The organism is Corynebacterium nasicanis, from assembly GCF_042658165.1.
GTDB lineage: Bacteria > Actinomycetota > Actinomycetes > Mycobacteriales > Mycobacteriaceae > Corynebacterium > Corynebacterium nasicanis.
The window spans coordinates 343,525-355,207 of record NZ_JBHSQE010000001.1; the positions used below are offsets into that span (position 1 = coordinate 343,525).

General features: G+C 66.3%; 11 protein-coding genes and 1 riboswitch. All 11 genes read right to left on the reverse strand.

Annotated elements, in window-relative coordinates:
* Positions 1–78: 78 nt before the first annotated feature.
* The gene (locus ACFPUZ_RS01730; protein ID WP_376999953.1) at positions 79–819 is read right to left on the reverse strand and encodes a lysophospholipid acyltransferase family protein; all 741 of its coding nucleotides are present in this window, start codon (positions 817–819) and stop codon (positions 79–81) included.
* Positions 820–822: 3 nt separating this feature from the next.
* Positions 823–1,722, reverse strand: a complete 900-nt coding sequence (locus ACFPUZ_RS01735) for an ROK family protein (RefSeq protein WP_376999267.1) — start codon at positions 1,720–1,722, stop codon at positions 823–825.
* Positions 1,723–2,811 (reverse strand): glycosyltransferase family 4 protein, encoded by a 1,089-nt coding sequence (locus ACFPUZ_RS01740; RefSeq protein ID WP_376999269.1) that lies wholly within the window; start codon positions 2,809–2,811, stop codon positions 1,723–1,725. It abuts the gene before it with no gap.
* A 13-nt stretch (positions 2,812–2,824) separates the two neighbouring features.
* Entirely contained in the window at positions 2,825–3,844 is a 1,020-nt protein-coding gene (locus ACFPUZ_RS01745; protein WP_376999271.1) for a C40 family peptidase, read from the reverse strand.
* 185 nt (positions 3,845–4,029) lie between these two features.
* On the reverse strand, positions 4,030–4,644 hold the full coding sequence (locus tag ACFPUZ_RS01750; RefSeq protein WP_376999273.1) for an NlpC/P60 family protein: 615 nt from the start codon (positions 4,642–4,644) through the stop codon (positions 4,030–4,032).
* A 9-nt stretch (positions 4,645–4,653) separates the two neighbouring features.
* Positions 4,654–4,816, reverse strand: a riboswitch (cyclic di-AMP (ydaO/yuaA leader).
* A 414-nt stretch (positions 4,817–5,230) separates the two neighbouring features.
* Positions 5,231–6,859 (reverse strand): cytochrome bc1 complex cytochrome b subunit, encoded by a 1,629-nt coding sequence (qcrB, locus tag ACFPUZ_RS01755; RefSeq protein ID WP_376999275.1) that lies wholly within the window; start codon positions 6,857–6,859, stop codon positions 5,231–5,233.
* The gene (gene qcrA, locus ACFPUZ_RS01760; protein ID WP_376999277.1) at positions 6,859–8,079 is read right to left on the reverse strand and encodes a cytochrome bc1 complex Rieske iron-sulfur subunit; all 1,221 of its coding nucleotides are present in this window, start codon (positions 8,077–8,079) and stop codon (positions 6,859–6,861) included. Before qcrA ends, qcrB begins: the two co-directional genes overlap by 1 nt.
* Positions 8,076–8,975: a cytochrome bc1 complex diheme cytochrome c subunit gene (gene qcrC, locus ACFPUZ_RS01765; RefSeq protein WP_376999279.1), complete on the reverse strand. Its 900-nt coding sequence runs from the start codon at positions 8,973–8,975 to the stop codon at positions 8,076–8,078. The genes qcrA and qcrC overlap by 4 nt, the downstream gene beginning before the upstream one ends.
* 65 nt (positions 8,976–9,040) lie before the next feature.
* Positions 9,041–9,655 (reverse strand): aa3-type cytochrome oxidase subunit III, encoded by a 615-nt coding sequence (gene ctaE / locus ACFPUZ_RS01770; RefSeq protein ID WP_376999281.1) that lies wholly within the window; start codon positions 9,653–9,655, stop codon positions 9,041–9,043.
* Positions 9,656–10,091: 436 nt separating this feature from the next.
* The gene (gene ctaF, locus ACFPUZ_RS01775) at positions 10,092–10,523 is read right to left on the reverse strand and encodes an aa3-type cytochrome oxidase subunit IV (protein ID WP_376999283.1); all 432 of its coding nucleotides are present in this window, start codon (positions 10,521–10,523) and stop codon (positions 10,092–10,094) included.
* Positions 10,524–10,538: 15 nt separating this feature from the next.
* Positions 10,539–11,633, reverse strand: a complete 1,095-nt coding sequence (ctaC, locus tag ACFPUZ_RS01780) for an aa3-type cytochrome oxidase subunit II (protein ID WP_376999285.1) — start codon at positions 11,631–11,633, stop codon at positions 10,539–10,541.
* Positions 11,634–11,683: the final 50 nt, after the last annotated feature.

Consider the following 11,683-nt stretch of genomic DNA (forward strand, 5'->3'; position numbering starts at 1 on the left):
CCGTACGCGCAGCTGACTTACTCGGTACCGGAACGCTCCGGCACAGTCCAGCCGTCAAGTATAGGGAAACCCCGGCAATCAGCCAAGAGTCGGCTCGGAACCTGCGGGCCAACCGCGTCCGGCTGCCAGGGAATCCTTGACCTCGGAGGCGTAGATGTCCACGTATTCCTGCCCGGAGAGTTCGGTGAGCACGGCCATGACGTGGTCGGTGAGCGGGCGGGCGGCCTCGCGGGAATCCGGGTCGATGCCCAGGGAGGCGACGTAGGCGCGGCCGTCGATGGGCTCACCGATGCGCATCCGGACCTTCGCGGGACGCGGGATCCACGTGCCGATCGGGTTGGCGTTGCGCGAGCCGATCATGGCCAGTGGGATGATCGGGGCGTCCGTGGCCAGGGCGATGCGCGCCATGCCGGTCCGCCCCTTGTAGATGCGCCCGTCCGGGGAGCGGGTGCCCTCCGGGTAGATGCCCAGGACATCGCCGCGGCCGAGGACGGTGCGGGCGGCGGCCAGCGTGGCGTCACCGGCGCCGGCGGCACCGCGGTGCACGGGGATCTGGCCGATGGAGGTGAAGAACCACTTCTGCAGGCGGCCGACCAGGCCCGGGGCGGTGAAGTACTCGGACTTCGCCGGGAAAGTGATGGTGCGCGGGCTCAGCGCCGGGAAGAAGAAGGAGTCCATGACCGCCTGGTGGGTGGAGGCGACGATCGCGGCACCTGACGCCGGTATATTCTCCACTCCCTCGATGGTGGGGCGGTTCCAGATCCGGAGGAAAGGGCCGATGAGGACGTTCTTGTACAGCCAGTACCACTTCTTTTCCATCATCTACTCCCCTTGAGTGTCGGTGCGCGCCAGATCGGACACGCCGATCATACCCGCGTGGGCGCCGAGTTCGGCGGTTCCCACGACCGGGAGCCGCCGGTGCCCCGCACCCACTATGGACCTGCCCATTTCGGCCACTGCGCCGGCCAGGAAGAGGTCGGCGTCGTCCGACACTCCCCCACCGAGCACGATGAGCTCCGGGTCCAGGACGTCCGCGACGATGCTCAGCCCCTGCCCCAGCCAGCCGGCGAACTCCGCCAGGACGGCCCGCGCCCGCTCGTCGCCGGCCCGGGCGGCCTCCATGATGGCGTGGCCGCTGAGCCGCGGCGCCATCCCGTGGGCGACGGCGGTATCGGCCAGCGCCGTGCCTGAGGCGTAGCGTTCCAGGCAGCCCCGCTTGCCGCAGGCGCACTCGCGCCCACCAGGCACGACGGTGAGATGCCCGAACTCCGGGGCGGTACCGAAGGCCCCGCGGAACAGCTGACCGTCGATCATGAGCGCGGCCCCGATCCCGGTCCCGACGGCGAAGAACACCCATGTGCCTGCCCCGCGCGCCGAGCCGAAACGGTACTCCCCCCAGGCGGCGGCGTTGGCGTCGTGTTCCAGCACCACCGGCAGCGCGAGCCGCTCCTGCAGGCGGGCGCGGACGGGGGCGTCGCGCCACGGCAGGTGCGGGGCGAAGCGGACGATCTCCCGGGCCGGGTCGAGGAACCCGGCGACGGCCAGCCCGACGGCGGCGGGTTCGAGGGGGCGCAGCTCATCCACGAGCCCGACGATCGCGTCCTCCAGCGCGGGAACCGTGCGCGGGGTGGGCACGGAGCGCTGCGCGAGGATCTCCCCCTCCTGCGTCACCAGGGCGGCCCGGCACTGAGTCCCGCCGATGTCGAAGCCGAGCGTGTTCATCTACCGGAGTATATCGCGCAGCCGCGCGCCCATGATCTCCCAGGTCCACTCCGCCAGTGCGTATCGACGCCCCGCCTGCCCCATCCCGGCCGCCCGGTCGGGGTCATCCAGCAGGGTGAGAAGGGCGTCCGTGAGCTGGTCCTCGTCGCGCCCGTCCACGACGAGGCCGGTCTCCGGGGTGACGGTCTCCGGGGCGCCGCCGGAATCCCCGGCGATGACCGGCACGCCGCAGGCCTGCGCCTCCAGGTAGACGATCCCCAGGCCCTCCACGTCGAGCCCGCGGCCCCGGGTGCGGGCGGGCATGGCGAAAATATCGGCGGCGGCGAGTGCGTCACGCAGGGCCGTGGTGTCCAGCGGCCCGGTGAACTCGACCGCCGCACCGAGAGGGGCGGCCAGCGCGCGCAGGGTGCGCTCGTGGGGGCCTGATCCGATGATCCGCAGGCGGGCCTCCGGATGCCGCTCCAGCACGCGCGGCCACACGCGGATGAGCATGTCCTGCCCCTTCCGGGGCACCAGGCGGGACACGCACACCACCGTCGGCGGCCCGGGCGGGCGGGCGGCCGGGCGGAACCACTCGGTGTTCACCCCGGAGGGCAGGTGGCGGAACTCAGGGTGGCTGCCGAAGGCACGGCGGAAGCGGCGCAGAGTGTAGTCGGAGATGTAGGTGACCACGTCCGCGGTATTCCCGATCCGGCGCAGCACCTGCCGCGCCCCCGGCACCATGGACCAGCCCACCTCGTGGCCGTGGGTGCTGGCGATGATGCGCCGGGCGCCGGCGGCGCGGGCGGCCCGTCCCATGAGGGCCAGCGGGGCGGCCGCCCCGAACCACACCGTGTCGATGTCCAGCTCCCCGATGATCTGGCCCATCGCCTCCGCCGTCGCCGGAGTGGGCAGCATGACCTGGCGCGGCCAGCGGATCACCCGGTAGGGCACCTGCGCGTCGTGCGCGGCCGCAGCCTGCGCGTCCTGCGTGGAGGCGAACACCACGACATCCTGCGGGTCGAGGGTGCCCAGGAAGTCCCGGAGGTAGGACTGAATGCCCCCCACCGTCGGGGGGAAGTCATTGGTGACCAGCAGGATCCGGGGCATGCGGTGAGAGGTCCTAGTAGCGGACCGCGCCCGCCCAGGGCATGGAGTCCACGGAGACCACTTGCACCGGGATGCCGTAGTCGGAGGCGTGGACGAGCTGGCCGTTGCCGATGTACATGCCCACGTGCGTCACACCCGGGTAGTAGCCGACGATGTCACCCGGCTGCAGATCCGCCCGCGACACCGGGGTGCCGCCGGCCAGCTGCGCCTGCGAGGTGCGCGGAATGGACTTGCCCTGCTGCTGGTGGGCCCACAGCATGAGCCCGGAGCAGTCGAACTGGTCGGGGCCGGTGGCGCCCCAGCCGTAGGGGGAACCCAGCTTGCTCAGCGCGGCACCCACGGCCCCCTCGCCGGTGAGGGAGAACGGCGCGAGGGGATTGTTCTTGCTCTCCCAGCGGGCGCGGGCCGCCGCGTCGAGGGTGGACACCTTCTCCTCGATCTCCCGGATACGGGCCTGCAGCTCCTCCTGCTCCGCGGCGAGGGCACGGTGCTGCTCCTCGAGCCGGGACTGCTGGAAGTTGGCCTCTGCCACGATCCGGGAGGCGTCGGTGTGTGCGCGCCCGGCCTCGGCCGTCGCGGCCGCGAGCTTATCGACGGCCCGCTCCGTGTTCCGCGTCAGCGTACCGAGGTAGGCGGCGCGGTCGATCGCGTTCTGCGGGTTGGCGGCGGCGATCGCGTTGGTCACCGGGTCCACCATGAGGCTGCGGTACTTCGCGCCGGCCAGGTCGTTGACATCACCCTGGAACGCGCGCTGTGCCTCCTGCGCCCCCTGGGCCCGCACCCGCGCCTCCTCGGCGTCCTGCTTGAGGGTGTCGATGCGCTCCTGGCCCTGCTCGATGTCGAGCTCGAGCTGCTTGACCTCCTCGCTCTTGGCGGTGGCCTCGTGGGAGACCTCCTCCATGGAGGTGATGAGCGCCTCGACGTCATCGGCCGCGGCCTGCGGGACGCTCAGCCCACCGGCCAACAGGGCGGCACTGACCAGGGTGGCGGTGGTGATTCGGAGGGTGTGGGATACGCCGGGGAGGAAACGCACGGATGACTCTTTCGCTGACACGGTGGCCGGGGCTGGCCAGGAACAACTATAGACACTTGATAACAGGTGAGTAAATACCTCATCACGAGGTCGTGACCCGTGTGACTTGTGGTGTCCTTACCCCGGAAAACGGCGACGCCCATCCCCGGCCGAAGCCGAAGATGGGCGGTGCAGTGCGGTCGCGCTTAGAAGCGGACGGCGGAGTGGATCGGCTGGAAGTGCAGCGGGCGCTCGCCCACCGGGGAGCCGGAGTTCAGGGCGTCGACGATCATGCCGTTGCCGACGTAGATGCCCACGTGGGACGCGCCACCGTAGTAGGCGATGATGTCGCCCGGCTGCAGCTGGTCCAGCGGCACGCGCTGGCCCTGGGAGGCCTGGGCCTGGGAGGTGCGCGGGATGGACTTGCCGACCTGCTGGTAGGCCCAGGTGGTCAGGCCGGAGCAATCGAAGGCGGAGGGGCCGGTGGCACCCCAGGAGTACGGTGCGCCGATCTTGGAGCGCACGGCGTTGGCGATGGCCTGGCCCTGGGAGGAGCCGGCCTGCGCGGCGGGGGCCTGCGCGACAACGTTGGCGACGTAGGCGTTGGCGGTCTCCTGGACAGCCGGTGCAGCCGGAACGAACTGTTCGATGTTCGGGACGTTCTCCAGGCCCGGAACGTTCACGGAGAAGTTCGTGTTGGGGATGGCGACCTCGAAGGCGTTGGCCACGCCCGGTGCGAGAACGGTGGTACCCATGACCACCGCGGAGGCGGCGGCGATACGGCGGGTTGCGGTCTTGTTGAGGCGACGGTGCTGAGCCACGAATGTATCTCCAGATCTTCCTTGTGCCTACCGGGTTAGCTGTCGGGTTGGGATCTTGGAAGCTTCCCCCCTCCGCTCCGCGTCTCAGAGACGCTCTCGCAGAGGGTTCACCCCAGAGAACACTGTGTGGTTCCCCGGCTCCCCGTGGACGGGGATTAGGCCTTGTTTTCAGTTCAGTCATTCGGCGGCTTCATCTGGAAGCCCCGCAATGTCTCGATCAGGTTACGAAACAACAACGAATGTTGTCCAACCCAACCGTCGAACCACGCGCTGTTATCGAGCTGTTATCGACGCTCCGGAGGATCCGCTTTCCGCCACACCCCTCCCGTCACCCCTCCACGGAGCGCCGGATACATGGCGCTGACCTGCAGCAATGCGCCCATTCCGCGGAAATGGGACGCCCTCCAGCCGCCCCGCCCGCCGACAACTACGGCCACCCCATAACGGTAGAGTGATTCCGGTCACATCCCCTAGGGGATTGCCCCTAGAAACCCAGAAACCACAGGGGTAACACTCTCAGGCATAGAGGAAACCCCGCCTCCCCCAGGTACCGGGGAGACGGGGTTTCGACTCGTGAGCGCAGGAACTAGTCCAGGTGACCGGCCTCGCGGTCCTTCGCGCGGTTCGCCTCGTTGAGGCTCTCCAGCATGGCGACCTCTTCGCGATGGTTCGCGTGAGCGTTCTCCACGGCAGCGTCGGCGAAGCGCTGCTCGTCTGCCTTGACCAGCGAGCCGCGGGAGATGCGGTCGGCGAAGCCGAGCTGGTTGAGGCGCTTCGGCACTGCGGCACCGGCGTAGGCCAGCGGCACCGGGTGGCCGTGTGCGTCCACCGGGCCGAGCGGCTGGTGGATCTCCACGAAGGCACCGTTCGGCAGCTGCTTGATCACACCGGTCTCCATGCCGTGCTCGAGCACAGCGCGGTCAGAGCGCTGCAGGCCGACACAGATGCGGTGGGTGATGAAGTAAGCGATCGGCGGCAGCAGGATGACACCGATACGGCCGACCCAGGTCATCGCGTTGAGCGAGATCTGGAAGAAGTGCGCGATGTGGTCGTTACCACCGGAGATGGTCACCAGCAGGAAGAAGGTGATGGCCATGGCACCGATGCCGGTACGCACCGGCACGTCGCGCGGACGCTGCAGCAGGTTGTGGTGAGCGTCGTCGCCGGTGGCGTTCTTCTCGATCCACGGGTAAGCGAACAGCAGGACAACCATGAGACCACAGACCAGGGCGACCCAGAAGGCGGACGGGATGGTGTAGTTGCCCAGGTAGAGCTCCCACGCCGGCATGACACGGGCCACACCGTCAGTCCACAGCATGTAGACGTCAGGCTGGGAACCGGCAGAGACCTGCGAGGGGTTGTAGGGGCCGATGTTCCAGATCGCGTTGATCGTGGTGAGGCCGGACATCAGCGCCAGGACACCGGCGGTCAGCAGACCGTAGCCGATGGCCTTGGTGGCGAAGACCGGCATGATGCGGACACCGACGACGTTGTTCTCGGTGCGGCCGGCGCCCGGGAACTGGGTGTGCTTCTGGTACCAGACCAGCGCCAGGTGAGCGGCGATCAGGCCGAGGATGATGCCCGGCAGGATGAGCACGTGCGCGATGTAGAAACGGTCGAGCATGAGGTCGGACGGGAAGTCGCCGCCGAAGATCAGCCAGTGCATCCAGGTGCCGATGATCGGCAGGCCCAGGATGATGGCGGACATGATGCGGAGGCCGACGCCGGAGAGCAGGTCATCCGGGAGGGAGTAACCCATGAAGCCCTCGGCCATGCCCAGGATGATCAGGGTGCAGCCGATGATCCAGTTGGCCTCACGCGGGCGTCGGAAAGCACCGGTGAAGAAGACACGCAGCATGTGCGCGACCATGGACATCATGAACATGAGGGCGGCCCAGTGGTGCATCTGGCGGACGAAGAGTCCACCGCGGACCTCGAAGGAGATGTCCAGTGCGGTTGCGTAGGCACGGGACATTTCGACACCGTTGAGCGGCAGGTAACCGCCGTCGTAGATCACCTTGGTGATGGACGGGTCGAAGAACAGCGCCAGGTAGACACCGGTCAGCAGCAGGATGATGAAGCTGTAGAGAGCCATCTCACCGAGCATGAAGGACCAGTGCGTCGGGAAGACCTTGTTCAGCTGCGGACGCAGCAGACCGGACGCGGTGTAGCGCGAATCAATGTTGTTGGCAGCTTGGGCCAGCTTGTTGCTCATTAGGACTTACGCTCCCAGAATGCAGGGCCAACGGGCTCAATGAAGTTGCCCTTGGCGATGAGGTAACCCTCTTCGTCAACCGTGATCGGCAGCTGCGGCAGTGCACGGGCGGCGGGGCCGAAAACCGGCTTGCCGTACTGCAGTGCGTCGAACTGCGACTGGTGGCACGGGCACAGAATGCGGTTGGTCTGTGCCTCGTACAGAGAGGTCGGGCAGGCGATGTGGGTGCAGATCTTCGAGTAGGCGTAGTAGTCGCCGTAGTGGAAGTCCTCCTGGCCCTCGCGCTCGATGGCCTTCTCGGCATCGGCGGTGCGCAGGCGGATCAGCATGACGGGGTTACGCGGGCCGTGCACGGAGTGCATCTGCTCGACGTAGACGTCGCGGTCCGGGTTGTACTCCGCACCGTCGTTGACGTACTCCTCCGGCAGCGGGTACACGGTCTCCATGCCGCCGGCGTCGAGATCCTCCGGACGGACGCGGACCAGGCGGGACACGCCGGTGGTGGTCCAGTGTGAACCGGTGTCGCCGGAGTGCTGCTCGGCGATGGCGCCGGTGTCCCGGGCGAGGTACAGCTTGACGCCGTTCTCGTGGAGGGTCCAGCCGGAGGTCCACAGGGTGCCGTCACCCATGATGCCCAGCTCGCCCTTCTTCCACGGGTTCTTGATCATGCCGCCCAGCGGGGCGACGACGACCAGACCGAAGAGGATGCCGGCACCGCCGAGCAGACCCTGCAGTGCCTTGCGGCGACCGAGGGTGGAGGTCTCCCAGGAGTCGTTGAGCAGAGCGGTCAGCGTGCGGCGGTCCACCTCGGAGGAGGGGCCGTCGTGGCGACGCTGCACCGAGATCTCCTCGGGGATGATGGTCTTCACGTAGAGGACCACCGCGATACCCAGGGCCAGGATGGAGATACCCGAGGTGAGGCCGAGAACCGGGGTGTAGAAGGTGTGCCACAGGTGGCCCTCCTCGCCCAGGTTCTTGAACTCCCACGGCCAGAAGATGTAGGTGGCCAGGAAAGCGAGGGCGGCGATGATGCCGACGATGACCCAGATGGTCACCGCACGGGCGGCACGCTTCTCGGCGGGATCGTTGGCGACCGGGAAGCGCTCCTTGCGGAACGCGACGGTCACGTCGTCCAGCTCGGTACCCAGACGCGCGAGCTCATCGTTGCTCATCGCGTTGAGTTCCTGCTTGGTGTAGTTCTTCTTCACTTCGTTGCTCATGAACGCGATCCAATCCACATAGCGGCAAGACCCAGGATGGTGATGCCGATGAACCACATGGCCATACCCTCAGAGACCGGGCCGAGGCCGCCGAGGCCCCAACCACCCGGAGACGGCGTCTCCTTGGTGGCCTTGATGAAGGCGATGATGTCCTTCTTCTCGTCGGCGGAGAGCTGACGATCGGAGAACTTCGGCATGTTCTGCGGGCCGGTGAGCATGGCCTGGTAGATCTCCTGCTCGTTGGCCGGATCCAGGGTCGGGGCGTACTTACCGGAGGAGAGTGCGCCACCGCGGCCGGTGAAGCTGTGGCAGGACGCGCAGTTGAGGCGGAACAGCTCGCCACCACGGGCGATGTCCTGTGCGTCGATCATGCCGTTGTAGTTCTTGCCGCGGAGCTCCTCCATGGCAAGGGTGCCGTCCTCGTTGTACACGAGCTCCGGGCCGCCGCCGTTGGCTGCCACGTAGGCGGCCATGGCGAGGGACTGGGCCTCGGTGTAACGCGGGGTCTTGCGCTCAGCCTGAGCGTCGTTCGACATCATCGGCATACGGCCGGAGTGCACCTGGAAGTACACGGCGCCCTCGCCGATACCGATGAGGGAAGGACCGCGGTCCTGGACACCCTGGAGGTTGGCTCCGTGGCAGGTGATGCAGGCGACGTCGTAGAGGTCCTTGCCCTCCTGGATGAGAGCCTGGTCGTCCCGCTGTGCGGTGGCGACCTGCGCGTCCGGGGTCAGGGCGGTGGCGAGGACGCCGGCGCCGGTGAGACCCAGGGTGAGCGCGAAGGCACCGACGGCAGTCCGACGCATCTTGCGACGGCTGCGGGCCTTCTTGGCCGACGCGGACGACACGGAGGAGGTGTCGCCGCTGGCGGCAATGTTCGGATTGGTATCCATCATTTTCCTTTAGAAATTTCGGTGTGGAAAGTGAATGGCTGCAGGCCGATTGCTCGGCAGGCTACGGCCTACTGGACAAGGTAGAGAGTGATGAAGACGCCCACCCACACGACGTCGACGAAGTGCCAGTAGTAGGACACTGCCATTGCGGCGGTGGCCTGTGCCGGCGTGAACTTGGACACGGAGATACGTCGCAGAATGACAATGAAGGCGATAACACCTGCAGTCACGTGTGCGGCGTGGAAGCCCGTGATGATGTAGAAGACCGAGCCGAAGACACTCGACTGAACGGTCACTCCGTGGAGGATGAGCTCATACCACTCGTAGGCCAGGAAGGCGAGGAAGCCAAGTGCCAGACCGACGGTAATGAGGTACCAACGACGGAGTCCGTAAACGTCACCCCTTTCTGCTGCGAAGACGCCGAACTGCGAGGTGACCGAGGAGGCGACCAGAATGGTCGTGATGATGAAACCGAACAGCACGTTGAGGTTTGCTGTCTGCTCGTTCCAGTCGCCTGCCAGGCCGTTCGCACGCGATGTGAAGTACATCGCGAAGAGTCCGGCGAAGAACATCAATTCCTGAGACAGGAACACAATCGTGCCGACACTGACCATGTTGGGTCGGTTCAGTGCGGGAACACGCTGTGGTGCTGCCATACCTGAGTTTGAAACTGCGCTCGTCACGTTGACTAGTATGACCGCTCCCGCGCCCAAAGTCACTTCATCTCCCCCCGCTCAGACGGGGAAAACGGGAATATCACCTGCGGTTTTGTTTGTTGAAACGCCGCGGAAAAATTCCTCTACACCCGTGGGAACTTTTTGCGCTGCTATCCGACGCCCCATTCGTGCAGGTCATCTTCCCCCGTACCGCCGAATACCCCCCTTGGCACTCGTTGGGCGTTACCCTACCGCATTCCCCGCGCCCCGTCCGGCGATCGACACCGCGACCGCGAGAGATGTAAATCACACGGACTTTCCGCCGCTCACAGCGGGTTCCAACTTTCGGATGACCCCCTTTACGCTGCGCTTTCCCTCCCCCCAACGCGAGAAGGCACCCGACCCCGGGGCGGGGTGGGTGCCTTCTCGTGAAGTGTGTGGCGGGGTCAGACCGCCGCAGGAGCTAGTGCTTCTCCCTCGGCATGCCGTACTGCAGGCTCAGGCCGTAGGAGGCCCAGATGAGCAGGATCGCGCCCATGGCGATGAGCCAGAAGTGCCAGAAGGCGATGCCCAGACCGGTGACGCCGACGGCGCCGGCCATCCACACCGGGTAGATGGAGTTCGGGGCGAAGAAGCCGAGGATGCCGGCCTTGTCCTCGACCTCAGCCTCTTCCCAGTCTTCCGGGAGGATGTCGCTGCGGACGGAAGTGAAGTGGAGGTACACACCGAGCATGACTGCCAGGGCCGTGGACAGAACCAGTGCCGTCACGCCGACCCACTCGGTGCCACCGAGGTAGCCGTCGTCGCCGACGAAGCCGGTGCCGAAGATGTAGATGACAGCCATCAGAGCGAGGAACGCGGCGATGCCGTACATCAGTTTAGAACCAGAGTTCATGGTGTCATTCCTCCGTTAGATGTTGGCGTTGTTGTCAACGTAGTTCTCGCCGTCCCAGGTCTGACGGGACGAGTTGAACGGGTGGGTGGTGGTGGCGTACGGGGCCTCACCGATCGCGGCCAGTGCCTCGGAGTTCGGGGCGTCCGGGTTGTCCAGGCGGAACTGCAGGTACTCGGTGAACGCCTCCGGGGAGACGACGCGGAGCTCGAAGTTCATCATGGCGTGGTAGGTACCGCACATCTCGGCACAGCGGCCGACGAAGGCGCCCTCTTCCTCGATCGCCTCAATCTGGAAGGCACGCTGCTGCTGGTTGGCCTCGGGGTGAGCGTAGGCATCGCGCTTGAAGAGGAACTCCGGGATCCAGAAGGAGTGGGCCACATCGCCGGAGGCGAGCTGGAACTCGATCGGGGTGTTGGAGGGGAGGACCAGGACCGGGATCTCGTCGGTGGAGCCGACGGTCTCGATCTGGTTGAAGTGGAGGTAGGACTGGTCGCCCTTGGACATGCCGTGGATCGGGTTCGGGTTCTTCACCGTCTCCGGATCGTCATGGCGGGTGAGGTCGGCCAGGTCCTGACGGACCTCATCGCGACCCTCGTAGTCGGAGCCGGTGGGGCTCAGGCCGGCGGCGACGCTCTGGTAGCCGAACTTCCAGTTCCACTGGAAGGCGGTCACGTCGACGGTGACCTCCGGGTTCTTGTCCAGCGCGGTGACCTTCTGCTGGGTCTGGACGGTGAAGAAGAACAGACCCATGACGATGAAGATCGGCAGGATGGTGAGCACCAGCTCGAGCGGAACGTTGTACTGCAGCTGCTTCGGGAACTCGCCCTTGCCAGCTTTCTCAGCCTTCTTCGCGTTCCAGCTGAAGACGGCGACGAGCATGAGGGCCCACATGATGATGCCGATGATCCAGGCGGTGACCCAGACCCAGACCCAGAAGTTGTACATGGCGGTGGCTTCCGGGGTGATACCCGTCGGCCAACCCATGCCGATGATCCTGCCGACGCTCTCCGGGGGAGCCACGTCACAACCGGCGAGGGCGAGGCCGCCGAGGGCCATCACACCGCCGAGACCCGCCTTGCGGGCGAAGCCACGCTTCTTACGCTGTTCCACGTGTGTCTGCCTTCCTGTCCACACTAAATCCTTGAACACTGGTTTAAGCA